The sequence below is a fragment of the Neiella holothuriorum genome (assembly GCF_019457915.1).
Lineage (GTDB): Bacteria > Pseudomonadota > Gammaproteobacteria > Enterobacterales > Neiellaceae > Neiella > Neiella holothuriorum.
The window spans coordinates 198,110-219,630 of record NZ_JAHZSS010000004.1; the positions used below are offsets into that span (position 1 = coordinate 198,110).

At 48.4% G+C, this 21,521-nt stretch carries 20 protein-coding genes and 1 tRNA gene; 2 read left to right on the forward strand and 19 right to left on the reverse strand.

The features are described from left to right. Nucleotides 1–443: 443 nt before the first annotated feature. Nucleotides 444–2,120 carry an alkaline phosphatase gene (locus K0504_RS05740; RefSeq protein ID WP_220103217.1) on the forward strand — a complete coding sequence of 559 codons (1,677 nt, stop codon included), beginning with the start codon at nt 444–446 and terminating at the stop codon, nt 2,118–2,120. A 175-nt stretch (nt 2,121–2,295) separates the two neighbouring features. Then, nucleotides 2,296–2,574, forward strand: a complete 279-nt coding sequence (locus K0504_RS05745; RefSeq protein WP_220103218.1) for a hypothetical protein — start codon at nt 2,296–2,298, stop codon at nt 2,572–2,574. Between the two features lie 23 nt (nt 2,575–2,597). Here K0504_RS05745 and K0504_RS05750 read toward each other — a convergent pair whose 3' ends face one another. The 19 genes from K0504_RS05750 to K0504_RS05840 form a co-directional block, all read right to left on the reverse strand. Further along, entirely contained in the window at nt 2,598–2,972 is a 375-nt protein-coding gene (locus K0504_RS05750; RefSeq protein ID WP_318837941.1) for a bactofilin family protein, read from the reverse strand. Further along, nucleotides 2,900–3,874 carry a M23 family metallopeptidase gene (locus K0504_RS18545; RefSeq protein ID WP_220103219.1) on the reverse strand — a complete coding sequence of 325 codons (975 nt, stop codon included), beginning with the start codon at nt 3,872–3,874 and terminating at the stop codon, nt 2,900–2,902. Before K0504_RS18545 ends, K0504_RS05750 begins: the two co-directional genes overlap by 73 nt. A 174-nt stretch (nt 3,875–4,048) precedes the next feature. Continuing rightward, nucleotides 4,049–5,314: a hypothetical protein gene (locus tag K0504_RS05760; protein WP_220103220.1), complete on the reverse strand. Its 1,266-nt coding sequence runs from the start codon at nt 5,312–5,314 to the stop codon at nt 4,049–4,051. A 78-nt stretch (nt 5,315–5,392) separates the two neighbouring features. Then, a complete protein-coding gene (gene rimI / locus K0504_RS05765) occupies nt 5,393–5,878 on the reverse strand; it encodes a ribosomal protein S18-alanine N-acetyltransferase (protein ID WP_220103221.1) in 486 nt (161 codons plus the stop codon). Continuing rightward, entirely contained in the window at nt 5,842–6,261 is a 420-nt protein-coding gene (locus tag K0504_RS05770) for a DNA polymerase III subunit psi (protein ID WP_220103222.1), read from the reverse strand. Before K0504_RS05770 ends, rimI begins: the two co-directional genes overlap by 37 nt. Nucleotides 6,262–6,342: 81 nt before the next feature. Continuing rightward, on the reverse strand, nt 6,343–7,140 hold the full coding sequence (cobA, locus tag K0504_RS05775; RefSeq protein WP_220103223.1) for a uroporphyrinogen-III C-methyltransferase: 798 nt from the start codon (nt 7,138–7,140) through the stop codon (nt 6,343–6,345). A gap of 36 nt (nt 7,141–7,176) precedes the next feature. Continuing rightward, a complete protein-coding gene (locus K0504_RS05780) occupies nt 7,177–8,277 on the reverse strand; it encodes a CmpA/NrtA family ABC transporter substrate-binding protein (protein ID WP_220103224.1) in 1,101 nt (366 codons plus the stop codon). Further along, nucleotides 8,270–8,917 (reverse strand): ANTAR domain-containing response regulator, encoded by a 648-nt coding sequence (locus K0504_RS05785; protein WP_220103225.1) that lies wholly within the window; start codon nt 8,915–8,917, stop codon nt 8,270–8,272. The genes K0504_RS05780 and K0504_RS05785 overlap by 8 nt, the downstream gene beginning before the upstream one ends. A gap of 272 nt (nt 8,918–9,189) precedes the next feature. Then, nucleotides 9,190–9,266: transfer RNA gene (locus K0504_RS05790), tRNA-Trp, on the reverse strand. Between the two features lie 72 nt (nt 9,267–9,338). Then, on the reverse strand, nt 9,339–11,246 hold the full coding sequence (locus tag K0504_RS05795; RefSeq protein WP_220103226.1) for a polysaccharide biosynthesis protein: 1,908 nt from the start codon (nt 11,244–11,246) through the stop codon (nt 9,339–9,341). A gap of 73 nt (nt 11,247–11,319) precedes the next feature. Then, nucleotides 11,320–12,507: a DegT/DnrJ/EryC1/StrS family aminotransferase gene (locus K0504_RS05800; protein ID WP_220103227.1), complete on the reverse strand. Its 1,188-nt coding sequence runs from the start codon at nt 12,505–12,507 to the stop codon at nt 11,320–11,322. 3 nt (nt 12,508–12,510) lie between these two features. Beyond that, entirely contained in the window at nt 12,511–13,140 is a 630-nt protein-coding gene (locus K0504_RS05805; RefSeq protein ID WP_220103228.1) for an acetyltransferase, read from the reverse strand. Further along, nucleotides 13,137–13,727 (reverse strand): sugar transferase, encoded by a 591-nt coding sequence (locus K0504_RS05810; RefSeq protein WP_220103229.1) that lies wholly within the window; start codon nt 13,725–13,727, stop codon nt 13,137–13,139. The genes K0504_RS05805 and K0504_RS05810 overlap by 4 nt, the downstream gene beginning before the upstream one ends. Continuing rightward, nucleotides 13,711–14,895, reverse strand: coding sequence for a glycosyltransferase (locus K0504_RS05815; RefSeq protein WP_220103230.1), 1,185 nt, complete (start codon nt 14,893–14,895; stop codon nt 13,711–13,713). Before K0504_RS05815 ends, K0504_RS05810 begins: the two co-directional genes overlap by 17 nt. 12 nt (nt 14,896–14,907) lie before the next feature. Then, nucleotides 14,908–16,083, reverse strand: coding sequence for a glycosyltransferase family 4 protein (locus K0504_RS05820; protein WP_220103231.1), 1,176 nt, complete (start codon nt 16,081–16,083; stop codon nt 14,908–14,910). Nucleotides 16,084–16,143: 60 nt separating this feature from the next. Beyond that, entirely contained in the window at nt 16,144–17,541 is a 1,398-nt protein-coding gene (gene wzy, locus K0504_RS05825) for an O-antigen polysaccharide polymerase Wzy (protein WP_220103232.1), read from the reverse strand. Nucleotides 17,542–17,555: 14 nt separating this feature from the next. Beyond that, entirely contained in the window at nt 17,556–18,659 is a 1,104-nt protein-coding gene (locus K0504_RS05830) for a glycosyltransferase (RefSeq protein ID WP_220103233.1), read from the reverse strand. Beyond that, a complete protein-coding gene (locus K0504_RS05835) occupies nt 18,619–19,857 on the reverse strand; it encodes an oligosaccharide flippase family protein (protein WP_220103234.1) in 1,239 nt (412 codons plus the stop codon). Before K0504_RS05835 ends, K0504_RS05830 begins: the two co-directional genes overlap by 41 nt. Before the next feature lie 286 nt (nt 19,858–20,143). Next, nucleotides 20,144–21,040 carry a transporter substrate-binding domain-containing protein gene (locus K0504_RS05840; protein WP_220103235.1) on the reverse strand — a complete coding sequence of 299 codons (897 nt, stop codon included), beginning with the start codon at nt 21,038–21,040 and terminating at the stop codon, nt 20,144–20,146. Nucleotides 21,041–21,521: the final 481 nt, after the last annotated feature.

A 21,521-nucleotide genomic window follows, 5' to 3' on the forward strand; every position in this document is an offset into this window, starting at 1 on the left:
TTAAGTTTGATTAAATGATAGTGATTATCATTTGCAATTGAAAGTTATTTTTGCAGAACTTTACGATTCATTTTTTTGAACAACTTATCAAGAACATTCTGTTTCACATAACAGTACGCATTACATAGCCGATCAAAGCGTCAAACCACCAGCCTCATCCAAACCACCATCCTCATCCAAACCACCAGCCTCATTGGCAGCACGCGCTAAACACAGCCGCTCGGGTCAGATAAGGTCACACGGAATTTACCGTTTCTCCCCAGCTCATTTCTATTTATTTCCCATCAATACCGCAGCAAGCGCTTGATTTGCCACGACGAGCAACAACGTCAGCTTGAGTGTGATTAACATTCAGCCTTGTTCAATCGGTGAATAGATGCGATAAAACCCGCTAGTTTTTATCGATAACACTTGGGTTACATAACCCTTCAATGGATTGCCTTATGCGTTTAATGACTACCGTGGCATTTACTTCGGCACTGTGCAGCTGCCTATCGGCTTGCCAATTAACCACGACTCATGAAGTTCCCTCTAAAGCCATTGCCCCAGCGCCGTTATCACAAGCGGCGGACACTTGGTATCAAGCAGGCCAAGACGCTGTTGAGCAAGCGCGCCAACGCCAGATTGATAACCGTCGTGGCGCTGCCAAAAACATCATTTTATTTGTGGGTGATGGCATGGGGATCTCAACCATTACTGCCAGCCGAATCTTAGCCGGCCAGCAACGCGGCCTTAAAGGCGAAGAGTACAACCTGAGTTGGGATGAGTTTCCTTATTCCGGTTTGGTGAAAACCTACAATACCAATCAACAAACCCCGGACTCGGCTGGAACCATGACGGCCATGATGACCGGCGTTAAATCTAAAGCTGGTTTTATTGGCGTGAGTGAAACGGTTGCTCGGGGCGACTGTCAGCAATACTTAGCGCAAGGCGAGCCGCTGGTTACGGCACTAGAGCTCGCCAAACTGGCCGGTAAAAAAACAGGTGTTGTGAGCACGGCTCGCATTACCCACGCAACCCCGGCAGCCACCTACGCCAAATCGCCAGAGCGAGGCTGGGAGTCGGATGCTGATTTTGATAACAATGAAGCCGAACTTGGCTGTGTTGATATCGCCCGTCAACTGATCGAGTTTCCACAAACATTTGCTGAGCGTTTTGGGGTTAACCAAGCGAACCCACAAGCCAATACCATTGATGTTGTTTTTGGCGGAGGTCGACGTGCTTTTTACGGCAGCGATCCGGCTGATCTGACACAATTCGCGCAGCAAGCAAACCAAGGCAAACGCAAAGACAACCGCAACTTGATTGCCGATTGGCAACAACAAGGCGGCTTGTACGTGAGTGACCGGCAGGCAATGAATCTGCTAACAAGTCAAACCACCAAACCTGTTCTAGGTTTATTTAACCCGTCTCATATGCGTTATGAAGCCGATCGGAGCGGTAATTCTCAAGAGCCATCGTTAACAGACATGACGAATAAAGCCATTGAGCTATTGGCAAACGACGAGCAGGGTTATTTTTTGATGGTGGAAGCTGGCCGAATTGATCACGGCCATCACGCCGGCAGTGCCTACAATGCGCTTACCGACGCCGTTGAGTTATCACAAGCAGTTGCCGAAGCACTACGCTTAACCGATCCGAGTGAGACGCTAATCATCGTCACAGCCGATCACAGCCACGTAATGACCATGAGCGGTTACCCAACTCGCGGCAATCCAATACTTGGCAAAGTCGTTGGCAATGACAAGCAAGGCAACCCAACCACCAAACCAACATTGGCATTAGACGGCCTCCCCTACACCACCTTAGGCTATTACAACGGCCGTGGTCATACCCATGTTCAGGGGCGCACCAATGCAGGCTTGCGCTACAAAGAGCCAGTATTCGCCGGTCGCCATGATTTATGTGAGATAGAAACCACCGACTCAGGCTTTCATCAAGAAGCCCTGGTGCCACTAAAATCAGAAACCCACGGTGGCGAAGATGTTGGCGTATATGCCAATGGTCCTGGTGCTCATTTACTATCTGGCACCATTGAGCAAAATGTGATTTTTCATGTGATGAATCACGTTGCTGATCTATCGGGTCAGGCACAACAGCAGCTACAAGCTCAACACTAAACCTTAATATTTGTGAGGTTATACAAAAAGACAGCAAGCCAGTTGGGTCAACTTGGTTTGCTGTCACAAAAGCCCTGCCTCGTTCAGTCAATTCACAGCTTCATCAAGTAAACTTCATGTCACTGTCATATTCGGCCTGCATAGTAGCGCCGTGATTTTCAGGTGATGTATGTTTATGAGAATAAAAATTTCAGCTGCTGACTTACCACTGATTCGATTTATTAAACGCAATCAGTTGTTTACTGCTTGTTTACGAACAATCGTTAGTCACCCGCAATTAACAAAATTAGAAGCAGGAAGCTTGGATCAAGTTGAGTTAGATTGCGAAGTGAATGGCAAAGACAAAATGCGTTTAACGCAATTGATGGATTGGTGGGAAAAAGCTGAGCGACAAGGCATTTCTACCCGTTTATTAAACCGCCTTTGCCACCAGCCACAATATCAAGCCGCCTAAACTTATCGCCCCAGCTAGGCTTATCAAGCCTGACTGGGCGCTTTGTCTTGTTCCATGTTATCGGCAGCCTCTACTGACTCGGCTTCGGCCTCTGCGGTTTCTTCTCGCTCAATGCATTGACCGCGGAAGTGACCACCTTTAGCCACAACCAACTCCATGGCTCGCATTTCGCCAAGCACCCGGCCAGTTTTACAGATCTCTAAACTATTGACGCTACACTTGCCGTCAAACAGACCACTCACCACCATTTTGTTAGCTTCTAAGTCACCACTTATAGTGCCTTTGCGGCCAATGGTCACTTCAGCCAAACAACGGATCGTGCCTGTTACTTCCCCGTCGACGTGAAGGTTGCAACTGAGCTCAAGGGAACCATCGAAGACGGTACCTGCTGCGATAATTGTGGTTCCAGAGGTTGCAGTTGCTGCGTTAGCTCCGCCTGAAAAGAGTCCCATGGTAATGTTCCTACGGTTTCAAATATTTGTTCGTAATTTGCCAAGTTCCAGCTCATAAAGGGCTTAGGATCGATGGCGTTACCAAGAAAACGAACTTCATAGTGCAAATGAGAGGCGGTGCTATCGCCTGAGTTGCCGCAATAACCAACCAGTTCGCCTTTGCGAACAAATTGACCATATTTAACTGCGACGGAATTCATGTGGGCGTAACGCGTATCAAAGCCCATTTGATGCGACAAGGTCACCATGTTGCCGTAGCCTCGGTCGTAATTGTCACGCGCTTGCTGAACATAACCATCGGCAGTGGCATAAATGGGTTGGCCTTTGTCGGCACGTAAATCAACGCCGGTATGGCGATGACGTTTAAATGAAATGGGGTGTTTGCGGCTACCGAATTGCGAACTGACGCGGCGGTATTCCATGGGGTTACCATTGGGGATTTTCGTGAGCATTTGCTGGCGCAGCTGAATTTTATGCTGCACCTGTGCGAGCCGGCCTTGATAAGGCGTTGGGATCGGCGTGATATCAACCTCAGATAAACCCGCTAAGACTTCAACGCCTTGCAGACGGTTGTCAAAGTGGCGCCAGCGATCATACTGGCTATCGAGCTGAGTGAAGAGTTGCTGCTCTGCTTCCCTTAGTTCCCGGATAGAATTTAGAGATTGGTCAAATTCGTGCTGGCTGAGCGTGAGCGCTTGTTGCGCCTGTTGAAGTTGTTGTTGGTAACTGTATACCAAGCCAATCGTAATCATCCAGCAACCCAGCAAAACCCACAGCAGCCACGATCGCAGTTTAAACTGGCGGGCACTTTGACGGGTGGTAATGGTCACTAACAGCGGATGAATCACAACAACGACTACTTCAACTCAATGTGCTTAACAGGTTCGTTACAATGCCCTTTTTTGTTTTTAAATTCAAACAGCCCCCATCAAGCAAGCCTAATCTACCGTTGAACTTTTTGAAAAAATTAGACGCGGATCGTTAGAACGATTAAGTTTAACCAGCAAATTATTCCACTCGTGCTAATTCACCACATCGTGCCACTCACAGCCTTCATGACCTTCATCCGAGCTCATGGCTCCAGCAAGTCCAAAGACCATGACATCCAGCACTTTGCTATCGGTAAAATAATCCTTATGAGCAGCCATTGGCTCGGCCACCTGAGTGAGCCCAAACACATTGATAGGCGCCGCCACTTCGGTCACAACATTGACGAGCTTTGGACATAAGCGGGCGTCAATGAATTCATCAACGAATGTTTGTGGCACCGTGTAACTAAACACATCATTTGGGTCGGTAATGGACACAAGCCGCATCTCATTAACCAAGCGCTTGTCGTAATCAGCACTCGATGTGGTGCAGTAATCTCCGGTCTGAACCTTGCTATCAGGCTCCGGTCGGCCTAATTGGAACAGCTGCAACTGATTCGACAACATGTAGATATTTAAATTTTGATTCTTGAAGGCCGGGTTGATGCCGTCTTGCTGATTATCATTTTCTGCCGCTCGCTGAATCACATCCATGATAATACGGCTGCCCATACTGTGGGTGATCACGGCATAACCGGCTGGTTGGCTTGGCGACTGTTGATTTTGCCGCTGGCAATCAAATGAAGCATTCGGTTGCAGCTGCTCCCAACGACTGATTGTCATCAAGCAGGTTGCGGTATCAACCGCTTGCCGAATACGCTCGCCCGTTGGCCCCATGTAAATCATCGGATCAGAGGCGTGCATATTGACCATTTCCTTGAGCTGCCGATTCACCATCACCCGTTGGCTCGTCATCGCAGTCGATTCATCAAACGCCAGCTTGGCTTTGTCTGCCGCGGCAATATCCGTCCAACTCAACTCAAACACCAATAACTGGCGATTGTCCTGAGCATTGCGAAAACGCAACACGTTAAGCTGGCCTAACGACTGCTCGGTTTGGCCTTTATTCCAACCTGAATCGATCTGATTTAAGGCAAGTTTACGAGGTCTTGCGTCCACTCGGGTTAGCCCCATCCGCCGCGCCAATTGAAAACTCATTGCATCGGCGTAACCACTCGGATAGTTACCAGCCCCATGAATCACCAATACACGCAGTTCACGTTGCTCATAAGGGTTTTGGTTGGCCCAAGTTTCACTGAGGCCTTTGAAGGTTTCACCATACACTTGGCATCGGCGCTGGTAATTGATTTTATCTTGTTCTAATACTGCCTCAGTCACGCCTTTGGCAACGCTGGAGCAGCCCTGTAAACACACCACTGCGGATGCGATAAAAAAGTAACGGTAAAAATGCATAGCCAAGTGAGATCTGTCCATAATGATCGGACAGTGTACCGTTTGGCTTATGAAGAACAGATGACAGTGGTGCAGTAGAAAGGGTTAACTAAGTGCCAAACTCATCAGGTGGCCATCTTCGCGGCCCCATGGCGCGCTGTAATAGCCTTTGCGCACACCATCGAGTTGGAAGCCTAACGACTTATATAGGTTGATCGCTTTGCCATTGGTATCGCGTACTTCCAGAAACACCTTACTAACCGACGACAAGCGGCATTGCGCCAACATGTGCTGTAGCAGTTGCTTGCCAAATCCTTGCCCCTGAAATGCGCTGGCAATACCGATATTGTGTAAGCTCGCTTCACCGGCAATCGCCTCGGCAACATAATAGCCTGCTAATTCCTCCGCTGACTGCTCAGATAACATGACGAAGCAAAAATAACGATTCACCGACAAGCTATCGGCAAATAGATACTCTGACCAAGGGTTGTACTGCAGTTGTTGCTCGATGGCCGCGACCGCTTGCACGTCGCTTGATTGCATCGGGCGAATGATCATGCTGGCTGGTGCCAATCTTTGAGTTGGCTCCATAACGCGCCTTTTTGCTGACGGTTTTGGGCAAGTTCTGACAAGCTGGCAGATTCGATATGACAGGTTGTGGCAGCAAACAATTCTGTTTGCGTTGCCGTTGCACTCCACCAAACGCACTCTATAGTCGCTAACTGGGTTGGTGTTAGCACAGTGACATTATCAACAAGCAAGTAGTCACTCAAGCGCCAGTTCACGGCTTGGATAATGGATTGCAGTAGGCGCCGTTGCGCTTGAACATCGTCACTGGCCGCAACAATAAGAAATTTAGCGGGGCTGGTTGGAGCCGAAGCAACGCCAATCGGCTGTCGCTGCTCGCCGGCAGCAACGGGTTGCCAGGCTTGAATTCCCATAGTCTGTAAGACTTGCCATTGTGCTTGATTCATAATTCCCCCGCGTTGAGGGAGCTATATTAACCATTCGCCCACCAACTTGCATTAACCATGGGCAAGCCGATGTAATTCGGATTACGCAACGATGCTCGACATTGCACGTTCGCAATCAACCGCTAAAGAATCAACATCAGCATGGCCTAAGCGAATTGACTCGCCAATCATGATTAACGCGGGCGAAGGTAGCCCTGCGGCGTCTACTTTCTCTTGTATATCAGACAAACTGCCAATCACCTGTTGTTGGTCAGCGGTGCAGCCTTTACTGATCACAGCGATTGGCGTGTCTGTCGCGCGCCCTTCGCCCGTTAAGGTTTGGCAAATTTCAGTGAGCTTGCTTAGCCCCATATAGATCACCAAGGTATGCTCAGGGTGAATCAATGCACTCCAGCCATTGGGCAATTTGCCGTCGCTACCGTGAGCGGTGAGAAATGTCACAGCTCGGGCAATGCCTCGGTGAGTCAACGGAATACCGGTCGCAGCAGCACAGCCGCTGGCAGCGGTGATGCCTGGAATCACTTGATACTGAATATCTGCATCGCGCAGGGCTAACATTTCTTCCCCGCCTCGCCCAAACACAAAGGGGTCGCCACCTTTGAGACGCACAATGTGGCGCGGTTGCTGAGCCAGCGTAACCAACAGCTGATCGATTTCTTGCTGCGACATTTGAATGCAGCCTTTCGCTTTACCAACGTATATTTGCTGACAATGCGCGGGCACGTGCTGCAACAATTCTGGCGACGATAACCGGTCGTAGACGATCACATCGGCAGACTGGATCGCTTTGAGCGCTTTAACCGTGATCAGATCCGGATCACCGGGGCCAGCGCCAACCAAGCTTACATATCCAGTTTGTCGTTCGCGATGTGTTTTCATGTGGTTATTCCAATCGTAGAAATACTGCGTATTCAATTAAGCAAGAGTAACAAGCGCTGGCATTTTATGGCCGGCAACTTCCGGTAAGGCAACACCGGCCAATTGCTCGGCGCGACTCATTGTCTGACCGTTAAAACAAGATCGAATATCTTCTAGTGTCATGTTGTGTTCAGCAACACAATCGTTCATATGAGTGAGCAGCCATTGCTGTTGGATTTCCGATAGCTGATTCGCCAAGCGACCATAAAATTCATGGTAATTCGGCACATAAACCTGCTCGCCCAATCGATTCAAAACCAATTCACCGGATATCGCCGGCTTTAACGCTGCCGGAGGCAAATCTAAGTATTCGGGCTTCGCGAGCATGGCGATAGCTTTGTCTTGATTCGCGGGCTCGCCAAGCCATGCACACGCCCCGAGCACGGCAGCGAGTAATTGGTCATATTGCTCGGCATTTTGTTCAACCCAAAGCTTTGGCATTGCTAAAACTTTTTCAGGTGTCTGGCTCCATAATTGGCAACCGGCAGCCATAATCTCAGCCACCCCTTTTTGCACGGCGACAGAGCTCCAAGGGGAGCCAACACAAAAACCATCAATATGGCCGTTCATCAGGCTATCAACCATTTGCTCAGGCGGCAGCGTAACAATGTCAACGTCTTGTGTCGGGTTTAACCCGGCGTAACGCAACCAAGCGTGTAGTTGAAATGTATGAACGGAGTATGGGTGAACGGTAGCAAGCTTGATCGATTGACGGCGCTGGCGCACCCATTCGCCAAAGCTTTGGGCATTGACCATCGGGTTGCCGCCCAACTCACCGCCAACGGCTCGAATTTGAGCGCAGCAGCGTGATGACATGGAAATGGCATTGCCATTACAGCCAAGGCTCAGGCTCATGTCCATCGCCATCGCAGGCCCCATTAAACCGCCATGAATAGCAATGGCTAATGGTGCTAGCAACTGCGCGCCTTGAATCACATTGGCATGCAGCTTATCGCGAATAGCCGCCCATGAACGTTCCCGCTGCAATTCGACATCTAAGCCGTGTTGTTTATACAGACCAAGTTGTTCGGCCACGATTAAAGGTGCACTGTCGGTCAGGCGAACAAATCCAATTTTAATTTTATCGTTATTACTCATGACCGATCCCATGTTCAACTTCCGTACTCAAATTCTTTCCTGACGCACCGGGCAACAGCGCTTCAATTAAGTTGTCAGCCGCTTGCTCTAAACGCCAGCGCTGACGCATTGCTAAGTCGCGTAAATGTTTATGAGCTTGTTGCTCAGTTAACTTTTGTGTGGCCATTAATAGGCCTTTAGCGCGTTCTATTCGTTTTCTTGCTTCTAATTCGGCTTGGCTATCAGCTAATGCCTGTTTCAATGTTTGGTGCTGTTGAAACTGCACAATGGCCAAGTCGATGGCTGTTTTTACTCGGTTCGGCTCAATCGATTGCGTCATATAAGCACTAACGCCGGCATCCACTGCCTGTGCCATGAAGTCTGCGCTCTCTTGTTCAGAAAACATCACCACGGGAATCGGATGATGGTTATTCACAAACGATAAGCTTTCCAGAATATCCCGATCCGGTGAGTCCAGCTCCATGATGACGATGTCGGGAAGAGTTAGGCCAATTTGATTAAGTAACCCTGAAGCATGTGGCAGGTTTGCGACCACATCAAAGCCATTGTCTCGTAACGCGGTTTCAACTAAGGCGGCTCGTTCCACCTGATCATCCACCAACATGACTTTAATGGCCGTCATTTCAGCTTGAGCTTGCATAATTATTGTTTTCTCTAATGCGCCTTTGCATTGTAAGTACTGCCATCAGAGATACCGATGGCTGCAATTTTTAATCTATCAGACAAAAGCAAAAGCCAGGCCAGATAAATAAAACCATTAATATCATGCGCTTGAAATTTCAAGCACCCATTTAGTGCATTATTTTAGGAGGCGATTAGAATCGAACAATGAGAATTGGCACCATATTAGTGCAGGTGAATTTTGGCAGGAGCAGAAAAGACAAAACCCAGCCGAAGCTGGGTTTTTATAATTGGCAGGGGCGGAGGGACTCGAACCCCCAACCATCGGTTTTGGAGACCGCTGTTCTACCAATTGGAACTACGCCCCTAGACAAGCGAGCTGGATTATACCTAAGCTCGACAAAAGGTAAAGCGCTTTTGTAACAAAGCGCTTTAGTTGGTTAATTAGCAACCGCTGCGAGCTTTTTATCGCTTGCTGACACTAGCGTCATGACCGGCTCACTCGGATCATAAGCCAATGGAGCTTCCAGTAAAATGCGCTTGATCTGATGAACATCATGACGGGTTAAGGCACTGTCGAGTCGGTCGAGTAACGGCAAGGTTTCTGACAGTGGCAGCGACACTTCACTGGCCGACATAATCCGTGGGTGTTGGGTATCAATGGTGTCATTACCAATGAGCAATTCTTCGTAAAGCTTCTCGCCAGGACGAAGACCGGTAAAGCGAACTTCAATATCGCCGTGCGGATTGCGTTCATCTCGAATCGAGCGTCCCATTAAGTGCGCCATTTTATATGCCAGTTCAACAATGCGCACAGGAGCGCCCATATCCAAGACATAAACATTACCACCCGTTCCCATCGCGCCAGCTTGGATCACTAACTGCGCAGCTTCTGGAATGGTCATGAAGTATCGGATAATTTCTGGATGGGTCACCGTAATCGGGCCACCTTCGCTGATTTGCTTTTTGAACAACGGCATTACCGAACCACTGGAGTCCAACACGTTGCCAAAACGTACCATGACAAAGCGGGTGCCGTGAGGTTCTTGCGCCAGCGCCTGCAACACCAATTCAGCAAAGCGCTTGGTGGCGCCCATAACATTGGTGGGGCGAACGGCTTTATCCGTTGAGACCAACACGAAGGTTTCAACATTGCACTCAATCGCCGCTTCTGCCGCGGCTTTGGTACCAAAGATGTTGTTGCGCACACCGGCCATTGAATTGGCTTCAACAATCGGTACATGTTTATAGGCTGCCGCATGATAAACCGTATCTACGCGGTATTGATTCATGGTGCTACGCATCAATTTGCCATCGAGCACCGAGCCTAACACTGACACCAACATGGTGCCCTGCTCTTTGGCTTTTTTGGCCAGCTCGTTGTCAATCTGATACAGGTTGAATTCGGCCAGCTCAAAGAAGATCAGTACGCGTGGCTGTTGCGCTAGTACTTGGCGGCACAGCTCTGAGCCAATGGAGCCGCCAGCGCCTGTTACCATCACAACCTTGTTGCGAATATTGCGCTCAAACAAATCTTTGATGGGCTGCACGGGCTCACGACCAAGTACTTCTTCAACTTTAACAGGGCGTAATTCATCGATACGGTGCTTGCCGCTGACAATGTCTGACATGCGCGGAACTTGCAGCACTTCCAGCGCATGCGGTTCAATTTTGTGGATCAACTCGCGGCGACGATCAGCTGTGGTATCCGGTAGCGCCAACAGAATTTTAATGCGGCCGTGGCGAGCTTTCAGTTTATCTAACTGATCGAGGCTATACACCGATAGACCAAGCACTGTCGAGCCAACGAAGCGCTGCTTTTCATCCACAAAAGCAACGGGGTGATAATCAATACCGGTATTGAGTGCGGTCACCAATTGACGACCCGCAGAGCCCACGCCGAAGATCACAACCTTCTCTTTGTTGACGATTTGGTTCTTCACCAGATTAATACTGAGGAGCACACGCGGCACGCTCATGGCGAAGACGGACATAGCGCCAAACAAGATAGGAATAGAGCGAGGGATGAAGATTTCGGCAACCATGCCAGCGAGGTGCATAAAAGCGGCGGACACAACCACACAGGATATAGCCAGCAACCAGACACTGCCAGTCATAAAGCGTGTCACCGCGCGATAGACACCGGTCAAACCAGCTAAACCAACGGCTAACGCAACAGATGTTAATAAAACGATAAAATGATCAGCATGAAGCTCGGATGAACTCCAACCTAGCCGCAACCAAAAGGCAAGAACGAAAGCTGTAGACATTGCTGCCACATCATAACCGACGACCACCAACTGTTTGGCACGACGAGGCAACCGATCGAGAAGATCGTTAATTTTCATAGCGCACAATCACTTATATATTATTATTGTGCGAACCTACCACCAAAGTGTGACTTACACAACATCCGACCAGTCAAATCTTTGACAGTTCAGCCATTTTCGTCATCACAACGTGAATTGCATCGACAAATTTTAACATTTCGTCATCTGTCAGTGTTGGATGTACCATAAACATTAGGCTTGTCTCACCTAGCAATTGGGCGCCAGGCAAGCGTTTCTCCGGCCGTAAACCATGCTTTTCAAATGCATTTTCCAAATATACTTCAGAGCAAGAGCCAGACATGGTGGGTAACCCTGCTTCATTTAGCTCGGCCATGATTCGGTCGCGATCGTAACCGTCAGGTAACAAATCAGGGCGAACGAACACATAATGTTTGTAGCGGGCATGATCGACAAATTCAGGTATTTGAGGAATGTGGATCCACGGGTAATCGGCAAAGGCGTGATCAAGCATTTTTGCCAATTGCTGGCGTCGAGCTTTCCAATCGTCCATACGGCCCAGTTGAATGCGCCCGATGGCCGATTGCATTTCGGTTAATCGCCAATTCGTCCCAAAGGATTCATGCAACCAGCGAAAGCCTGGCGGATGCTGACTGTTGTAGACTTTATCGTAGCTTTTGCCATGATCTTTAAAGGACCAAGCTCGTTGCCACAATTCTTCATCATTGGTGGTGACCATGCCGCCTTCGCCACCTGTGGTCATGATCTTGTCCTGACAAAATGACCAAGCGCCCATGTGACCAATACTGCCAACCGAGCGACCTTTGTATTTGGCGCCGTGGGCCTGTGCGCAATCTTCAATCACGTATAGATCATGTTGGTTGGCTAACGCCATGATCGGATCCATATCGCAAGGCCAGCCCGCTAAATGAACACAAATGATGGCTTTGGTGTTGCTGTTGATATGTGGCGCAATCGTTTCTGCGCTGACATTTTGGCTGTCCAAATCAACATCGGCAAACACCGGCGTTGCACCAGCATTAACAATCGCGCTCACCGACGCTAAAAAAGTGCGCGAGGTAACAATGACTTCATCACCTTGGCCTACACCAATTGCATGTAGCGCTAAATCCAACGCCACTGTGCCATTCGCAACTGCCACGGCGTAGTGCGCATCTGCAAACGCCGCAAATTCCTTTTCAAACGAACGCCCTTCTTGCCCGGTCCAGTAATTCACTTTATTGGACAGCAACACCCGCTGAACAGCGTCGGCCTCTTCTTGGGTAAAACTAGGCCAAGGCGAATAGTTGGTATTGAGCATGAATTATCCCTTACTAATTGGACGAGCAGGCACGCCAACAAGCGTTTGCTCTACGTTGGTTGATTGAATGACGGCAGCGCCTGCACCAATGATGCAGTCATCGGCAATCGAAACTAATTGAATAATGCTGGCACCAATGCCTATCCAGCATCGTGCCCCAATGGTCACAATGCCCGCAATGGCAACGCCAGGACAGATGTGGCTGAATGCGCCAATCACACAATCATGATCGACACTAGCTCGGGTATTGACGATAACTCCAAAGCCTATTTTTGTATCTGGATTTACCACCGCGCCAGCGCATATCAAAACGCCAGAGGCCACACGGGCAGAATCGGCAACGACAGCGCTGGGGTGAATTAAGGTGGCGACATTCGCATTGGCGCCTTGCAAGATTTCAAGCCATTGTTGGCGACCAGCGCAGCTGCCCATCGCAACAAAGAATTCAGTCTCTGAGTCCAGATAATCGGCATAGCAATGAAGCGGCGCTTCAACCGCAATGCCTGCGCATTCGGCAATGGATTCATGGGCATCATCAAGAAACACATACTGCTGGTAACGGCCCGATAGTTTGGCGATATCCAACACCACTTTGCCGTGGCCGCCGGCGCCCAAAAGCACTAACCGTTTCATGAATTACCTTCAAACTTGCTCATGGTGACTTCACCTTGCCCACTGATCCCATCTCGCTGAACGACCCTGAGCACCGTCAACCAAAGAATTCGGATATCGAGCAGCAACGACTGATGTTCGACATACCAGACGTCATAATTGAATTTTTGCTGCCAAGAAATGGCATTACGCCCATTCACTTGCGCCCAGCCAGTGATACCTGGTGGCGTTTCATGGCGACGTCGCTGGTATTCGCTATAGAGAGGCAAATACTCCATCAGTAATGGCCGAGGCCCCACCAAGCTCATTTCACCTTTAAGAACATTCCACAACTCAGGCAACTCATCCAGACTGGTCGAACGAAGAAACTGACCAAACGGCGTAATACGTTGAGCATCCGGTAATAATTCACCATCGGAGTCGCGCGCATCTGTCATGGTTCGGAACTTATACATTCGAAATGGGCGACCGTGTTTGCCCGGGCGTACTTGCGAAAACAGCACAGGCCGGCCGAGCTTAACGGCAACCAACACATAAAGTGCCAGTAGTACCGGCCAAAGTAGAGCAAGGGCAACAAGCGAAACCAACAAATCAAACAGACGCTTCATTGGTACTCTCCTTTGTTTTAGCTGGTGTTAGGCAGTTGTGATTGGCAAGGTTTTGGTAGTAACGCGCTATGTCGCTGGCGTTATTTTTAACATTGAGTAAGTAAGCCGCCAAATCATACCCTTGAGCGGCAAATTGATGGCGTTTTTGAGGGTTATTAAGCGCATCTCGAATCGCTTCAGCCAGTGCTTGCGGATCGGCTTTGGGTACCAGCCAGCCGGTTTGGTCTGGCTTAATCAGATCGGGAAACCCACCCACATTCGAGGTGATGGTTGCCACGCCAGACAGCAAAGACTCAACCGCCCCACCAACATTTTCTGAATGCGACGGATGAATCGCGACATCGAGCTCCGCATAGATATCTTGTACATCATGACGCGTGCCGGTAAATATAAATTTGCCGTGTTGTTTTTTCGCAGCATATTGTTTGACCGACTGATAGTAATCGTCAGAGTCGCCCCATGGCCCACCAACAAAAATGCAGTGGAGCTCGGGAATATCTTGTGCCACCAAATCAACCGCATCAATCAAATCTTCATGCCCTTTTAACCCTCGCTTTTGCCCCAAGTACGCTTTAGGCGGGTAGAAAAAGGCGACATTGCCAACCACTGGCGCATCATCAGGAATGCCATATTCTTGATGCATTTTGCCAGTGTTGTTGCCGTGATGGGCTTCAACATCAACACCATAGTAAGCAAGGCCTAAACGCGAGGCGTCGATGCCGTTGCGTTGATAGCAGCGTCGCGTCCATTCACAGGACGCCAACCAATGATCGTGCTTAGAGGCCGTCCACAAATCGAGCCGGCGAAAAAAGCCATGCTCTAAATGCAGCGGGCCCGGCACGTGGAAAATGCGAGGAATATCACTTGCCCGCAAAGCAAGGCGCATGGTGAGAGTCGTGGCAACAAAGTGGGAATGAATTAAATCTGGCTGAATCTCAGCAACTAACTGCCGTAACGCGCGAAATGTTTTGAGATTGGCCAAAGGGTTGCGAATATTTAAGGCCGTTTGCAGCTGGTGCACGTGAACACCTTCAGCTTCATATTTAGCCACCATGGGGCCATCGGGCAAGGCTACATGCACGTCGATGCCGAGCTTTACCAACTCGCGAGTTTGCCTGAGCGCCCAGCTGGCGCCCACGGCAGTTTTCAATAAATGGAGCACTTTCACGGCAACTACGTCCTATATCGCATCGGATTGCAGGCGATCTTTATAGCCGCAATAGAAATCAGTTCGCCGTTTGGCCAACTTGTTAAGTTCGTATTCTTTTGATTTTTCCAGATTCTGAGCCGACGCTTGGGTTAATTTCTCTGGCGACAAGCAAAGTCGCTTCAAGCAGTCGGCCAACGCATGAGGATCGTTTTTCTCAACCAGTACATCTGCTGGTAGCAACTCTGGAATACCGCCAACGTTGGACGCGACACAAGGCAAGCCGCGCGCCATGGCTTCAATCAGCGCTCGCGGCAGCCCTTCGGTGCGCGACGGCATCACAAATACATCAGCTTCATCAAGGTAATTAGAAACTTGCGCATGCTCAATTGCGCCCAGTAAATTAACGTTGTCTGCGCATCCTTTCTGTTCTGCCAACTGTTTAACGTGCGCCAAGTAGCGACCACACCCCAACATATTCACGGTGAGCTGAATGCCTTGCTGGTTTAGCTGTTGTAACGCCTCTATCAGCGTATCTGGCCCTTTGTATAGTTGCTCGAGTGAACCGACAAACACCAACTTACTGGCTGGTTGGCTGTAACTGCGTGGGCTTGGCAAAATTTGGTTAGCCGGTAGTTCAATGTCCGAACAACCGACCGACAACGCACTAGTGCCAGCAGGATAACGTTGTTGTAAATAACCTTGAGTCACATAACAAGCAGCTTCCGCACGACGGCAAATACGCTTTAAACTCAGGCATGATGTCACGGCAAGTGCTCGGTCGAGCCATGTGCCAGTAATCCCGCTAGAAAACACATCGTAAGGATCACCCACAACTTCTACCCCATACGGGGTTGTAATGGCTTTACCAAAAGCGGCAAGGGTGATCGATTGAGAAGGGACTCGAAAAATTACGGCGTCGGCTAGATTGATTTGCTGACGGATAATTTTACGAATGGCTAGAGCATTTTTAACTAAGCCAGAAAAGCCTACATAATAAGGTAACGCGACAAATGCGACCTGTTGACCACTGGACAATTGCCAGTTCGATTTCGCCTCAGCAACATCCTGTATCCGAGCAATGACGGTAACTTGGCTAAATGCCTCAAGGTACCGCAACCAGAATTCGTATAAGAAAACACTCTCGGTCCAAACTTGTCCATCTGGAGTCCGGAAAAACCGAAACTCACACGTTACCGCGAGGTTCATTAGCGCGCCTTTATAATTTTTTTCAAAACATTAACATTCACTGCTATTCACGACAACTAACTATCGGTTGTGGAGTCTAAAGGCAGGAATTAAACCAATTAATATTCGGTAACAAAGCCAAGGAATCCCAGCATTCCAAATAATAAAGCGAGCAACGGCAACGAGCTCCCCACGGGGCCATAGCATGAGCCCTAGAAAACAACTAAAACAAAACGCCGTATTGATGGGGTTGGCACGTACTTTGGCTAATCGGGTAATAAGCAACGTGGTTAAAAACAACAGCGGAATACCAAACCAATAGAAATTTAAATAAAACTCGGCAAATATCGAAAAACCAAAGCCTCCGCCTTGAGCTGCCATCCACGGATCAACTTCATTCACTAGCCAGCTCGATAAACTCCCCTTTTGTGCTGGGTGAACATCCCAGAATAAGTTCGGCACAGCGGTACTAGCGGCCAGCAGAAAACTGTGGCCGTTGATAAAGTCCATTTCCGAAGGAACGCGCTGCATGATCCAAACCAAGGGACTAATGCTATCGGACATTTCCTTTACGATGACAAACAGCGAGTGCGCCATGCCCCCGCCTTCTTCGAGTTGGTCGCCAACTCGTAACAGCGATAACGCCGGAAACACCACCACAATGAGTCCAGCTGCAATCATATAAATCGCTTTGCGACCAACCCGCCGAATACTCACATCACATAAGCTGAGCATGATTAAAAACGGTACCAGTGCAACGAGTCGCGCCCCCATGGCTAATTTCGCCAAGGTAAACACTGCCGCTAATACAAATAGAACCCGAACAATGCGCCGATTATCGTGATAGCCAATGAGGGTGATGTACAACGCCGGAAACAAAAAGAAACCCAACACCTTCACAATGCCGCTGGCGCCATAGGCCTGTTCTGTATTGAACAAAGCAAAATAACCGCCGGACAGCACCAGCCGAATCATATCCAACAAGTCATAAAGCGCAGCAGGAACAGAGACCAATAAAAATAGCGCGCCGGTTAATTTAATGGCTTCTAGTTGCTTGCTCGGAATGGGCTGCTGACGAATCGGTTGATGGTTGCCAGCGAAGAGCATGGCCGCCGACATGGCAAACAAACAAAGATAAGAGTATTCGTAGGCACGAATCAATACGAGACTGTGCCGCTCATTAAAGAAGCTAAACAGTGGCTCATGATAATTGGGGAAAAACACAAACAAGATGGCTTTACCGCAATTAAAAATAAAGACCATCAAGAAGAACAAATAGGCGAGCGACAAATCACTGCCGCCTTGACGCATCCACGCATAGCTATGGATCGCTACCAAGCTCAAAATCGCCCAACTTTGCACATACAAGGTACTGGCGGTATGCAGATCGGCATTGTGAATGCGATAAAAGATCGTCAACAGACAGATCAGCGCATTAACGGCGATATATCCGTAGGTTTTGGAGCCCGCTTGATTCATATGAACGGCAAGCCTTAAACACCCATATAAAGCTGTTGCAGCTTTTGAATATGATTGGGCATATAAAAATCCGTTTGTTTAAAGCTATCTTCCCGCTCGTTGCGATCAAACGTGCTTTTTAGCGCTAATAAGGCATCGCACCATTGATCTTCTGAATCATTGAGGGACGCATAAGCCACCATGTGCTTTGAAAAGCCCGCTTCTTTGGTGATGTTATCCGCCACCAAAATAGGCACACCGGCTACCTGAGCCTCGACCACCGTGAGTGGCAAGCCTTCATACAATGACGGGAATAACATGACATCAAAAACGGATGCCATAATATCAACGGCATCGGCGCGCATTCCCAGAATTTTGACATGCGACTGCAAATTAAGCTGGGCAATTTGTTGCTCTATATCGGCCCTAAGCTCGCCATCGCCAACGAGTACCAGCGTTGCATCAACTCGTTGCACTAAGCGAGCGAAGATTTGCAAAATAAAACGATGATTTTTAGGTTCCGACAACCGGCCAACGTGACCGACGATCAGTGAATTTTCAGGCAGCTGTAGCTCGCTTTTGAGTTGTGGATTAACCGTTATCTCATTCAAGTGCTTTAAACCGCAATAAAACACTTCAAGCTTTTGCGGTGGTACTACTGCGCCATACAAAGAACGCTCTGCTTCTTTGCTTACCGACAAGTACTTATTACAAAAGATATAGATAAGCCATTTCATCAGTCGTAAATACCACTGACGCAATCCTTTTTTAGGCTCGATGTTTTCGCGGTTACTGTGGCTATGGCAAATGCGTAGCTTTACGCCAGCCAAAAAGGCCACCATGAGCACAAGGCCACTAAAATGATCAACGTGGCTATGAATGGCATCGTAGGGGTTTTGCTTTAAGGTTTTGTATAGCCGCCAAGCATAACGAAACGGATCGCGCTGATACCGGCACTTGACGATTTTGCTACCTGTCGCGGTAAAGGCGTCATCAAACTCACTTGGCTCTTCGGTGTGCACCAAGACATCAACTTGGATCTCGCTATCTTGTAGCCCTTCGGCCACACCTAATAACCAACGCTCAACTCCCCCTGTATTAAGTCGATTGATGATATGCAAGACTCTGGAGCTTTTCATATGTATGCGTCTCTTTTAATACCCGAATTCCAAATAGCACGGCATTCACCAGCGCCGTTACAATACCGGCATAGAAAGCGCCAGCAATACCAAAAACCTGAATGGCAAAATAACCACTAATAGCACTCACAATGACCGAAATAATCATGGCGAACATTTGAAAGTTAAACACCCCATGTGCCGTTAACATGATGCCGCCAACGGCTTGCAACGCCAACGCACCGTTAAGCACGGCCGCTAAAACCGCCAAATAACCAAGTCCGATATACTGCGGGCCATAAACGAAGTTCAATACCCACTCTCCAATCGCTACCGCGATAATCACCCCGCATATGCCATAGCTCAACGCTAACCAGTAGCTTTGTTTTATTAGCCTGCGAACGCGGAGAAATTCGTTATCCGACAAGTGGCGGACAATAATCGGTGACAACACCTGCAATACCGATTGCAAAATCAAACTAGCTGCCGTCACAAAGTAAAACACCGAGGCATATTGGCCTACGGCGGTTTCAGAGCTGACTTCAGCAAGAATGAACAATGGTAGGCTGACTGCCAGTAATACCAATACCGACGTAACCCCCAACGGAAAGGCCTTTTTTAACAGCTGAGAGACAAGTCGGAAGTTAACCTGGCGCTGGGGCTGAAATATAAATGATGCTTTATCAAACAAGACAAATAGCAGCAACCATGCGCCGATGAGAGCAGCACAGGCATAGTAAATATTGGATGAGTAGTAGAACACCGAGAGAAACAATACGGGCGTGAGTAAAGACCGGCTGGTGCGCGACCACGCGATATGAGTAATTTTAAAATTGCGTTGATAAAAGCCGTGGGCGATATCGGTCATATTCTCTACCCATTTGGCAATGCCAAGAACCAGCACCAAGTAGAGGTAAATATCATCCACGACCAACAGAGCATAAGCGGCCAAGCAAACAAACGCGATCAATGAGCTGATCAATCGTGCCCCAAAAGCTTGTGCTAGAAGTTCTGACGTTACCGTACTCGAGAGTAAATATTGCCGTAACCCCATTTGACCAACAGTCAGAAAGAAGCCAGCCAACGTAATGCTATAAGCATATCGGCCGACGACATCGACACTACCAAGATGGTTAAGGCCTGCAACAATAACCCACTGAGAAAGGGCAAACACAAGGTTTGACACAAGGGTAATGCTGATGCCTTTAGTGAGGTTCATGAATCCACAACTACTAAACTTTCCCTAATCCGTTGGGTTTTGATTGGGTTTACAACAGAAGGCTAACCACACTGATAAAGCCGTTAAATTTGGCAAGCTAAAACACCTGATTTAACGTCGCTAAACTCAGCTAAACAACATGGCACGACTATGAATTTGGCCTGTAAGATGCCAGTAACCGGTTGATTATGCAATGAACCGGTGTCGAGAGTGGCGGATGTGAAATTGCCCCAGCGCCCTTTCATGAGACAACTTCACCGGTAAAAATGAGCAATCACCGGTCAGTTTACTGATTTGAATTATGTAAATTCCAAAACAGCCCATTTTCTGAATTGCCGATTTCGACATGTTGTTGATTATCGAAGTACTCAGAATCGATCTTAATAACTTTACGATGAGAAAGCTTTGCCTTCTCAAATTCCTCAGCATAATACCGATCGAAAATACGCTTCAGTTCGCCTGTTTCATGCAGCTTATGCAATCCTCTTGATAGACGCTCCGCAATTCGCGGTTCGCTAGGTGCAACATAGACATAGGTAACCATGGGGATCAATAACGCAATGGTTGGCTCTATCACGATGCTTGGGAAATCAGCAGTGCGATGCTCCAACTCATCATAGGCTTCATAAACGGCTCGAGGAATATAGTCGATTCGACCGCTCTCAAGCATCGCAAACAAACCTTCAAAATGCTGTGATTTAACAACTTGAAAGTCAGACTCTTCCATAACGGTGGTCGTCGACCAATCGTTAACTAAACCCGGCGTCAGCGCTTTTAACTCACTGAGAGTCGAAACCCCTTCAAATTGTTTCAGTTTCGATTTATTGACGAGCAATAAGCGATAGCTCAATGCTCCGCCGCGAATTGGTATGCGGATCGGTGTTGCGCTGTTGTCCCACGATTCTTCTGCGGCAAACACCGCAACATTCACCATGGCATTCGTCTGCATCAGTGCGATGAGGCGTTTAGGCTTAATATCAATATCGGTGATGTGTGTGGAATAAGCACCATATTCAGCACGTGTAATTTCTAACGCGCGCTTCAGTACATCATGCTTGTACGCAGTGCTTTTGGTGCCCCAAGACGGCGAGTATAATTTGACAGCATCAAACGCATAGGCAGAGCTAGAAAGTAGCAACAGCGCTATCGCAGGTAAGATTATGTTTAACGTTTGCTTCAACATTTCAGATACAACTACTCCACGCTGAAATGACATTACATGGTTTTATAAACGAATGTCGCTCACTAATAAATGCCAACTCCGTCAGTCTGAGATATCTGTCTCTCTCTGATTCAATATTGAGCAACAAAAGCACCCACATACAGACAATCTATGACGATAAGGGCGATCATGATTTGATTAAGCCGGGTCAATTAATGTCGGCTTTTGGAGAATAGAGAGAAGTAGTCTTAGTCCTCAAAAGTGCAGCAATCGTTGAAGTTCATAGCTTGCGGATTGTCCTGTTATTCGACGAGTTGCTTGGTGAGAATCTCGGCGGGGTATTGGTCGTCACGGCAGGAGTGCCCTGTCGTAGGCATTTCCCCCCAAAAGCAAAAAAGCCCGCTACATCAGTAGCGGGCTTTCTCTTAAAAGGTGCCTGGCGGTGACCTACTCTCACATGGGGAATCCCCACACTACCATCGGCGCAGTTGCGTTTCACGTC

Excerpts from the sequence above, each read along its gene's own strand:
- K0504_RS05740 (WP_220103217.1), top strand. The coding sequence starts at position 444 with ATGCGTTTAATGACTACCGTGGCATTTACTTCGGCACTGTGCAGCTGC.
- K0504_RS05745 (WP_220103218.1), top strand. The coding sequence starts at position 2,296 with ATGAGAATAAAAATTTCAGCTGCTGACTTACCACTGATTCGATTTATT.
- rimI (WP_220103221.1), bottom strand. The coding sequence starts at position 5,878 with ATGGAGCCAACTCAAAGATTGGCACCAGCCAGCATGATCATTCGCCCG.
- K0504_RS05770 (WP_220103222.1), bottom strand. The coding sequence starts at position 6,261 with ATGAATCAAGCACAATGGCAAGTCTTACAGACTATGGGAATTCAAGCC.
- cobA (WP_220103223.1), bottom strand. The coding sequence starts at position 7,140 with ATGAAAACACATCGCGAACGACAAACTGGATATGTAAGCTTGGTTGGC.
- K0504_RS05780 (WP_220103224.1), bottom strand. The coding sequence starts at position 8,277 with ATGAGTAATAACGATAAAATTAAAATTGGATTTGTTCGCCTGACCGAC.
- K0504_RS05785 (WP_220103225.1), bottom strand. The coding sequence starts at position 8,917 with ATGCAAGCTCAAGCTGAAATGACGGCCATTAAAGTCATGTTGGTGGAT.
- K0504_RS05795 (WP_220103226.1), bottom strand. The coding sequence starts at position 11,246 with ATGAAAATTAACGATCTTCTCGATCGGTTGCCTCGTCGTGCCAAACAG.
- K0504_RS05800 (WP_220103227.1), bottom strand. The coding sequence starts at position 12,507 with ATGCTCAATACCAACTATTCGCCTTGGCCTAGTTTTACCCAAGAAGAG.
- K0504_RS05805 (WP_220103228.1), bottom strand. The coding sequence starts at position 13,140 with ATGAAACGGTTAGTGCTTTTGGGCGCCGGCGGCCACGGCAAAGTGGTG.
- K0504_RS05810 (WP_220103229.1), bottom strand. The coding sequence starts at position 13,727 with ATGAAGCGTCTGTTTGATTTGTTGGTTTCGCTTGTTGCCCTTGCTCTA.
- K0504_RS05820 (WP_220103231.1), bottom strand. The coding sequence starts at position 16,083 with ATGAACCTCGCGGTAACGTGTGAGTTTCGGTTTTTCCGGACTCCAGAT.
- wzy (WP_220103232.1), bottom strand. The coding sequence starts at position 17,541 with ATGAATCAAGCGGGCTCCAAAACCTACGGATATATCGCCGTTAATGCG.
- K0504_RS05830 (WP_220103233.1), bottom strand. The coding sequence starts at position 18,659 with ATGAAAAGCTCCAGAGTCTTGCATATCATCAATCGACTTAATACAGGG.
- K0504_RS05835 (WP_220103234.1), bottom strand. The coding sequence starts at position 19,857 with ATGAACCTCACTAAAGGCATCAGCATTACCCTTGTGTCAAACCTTGTG.
- K0504_RS05840 (WP_220103235.1), bottom strand. The coding sequence starts at position 21,040 with ATGTTGAAGCAAACGTTAAACATAATCTTACCTGCGATAGCGCTGTTG.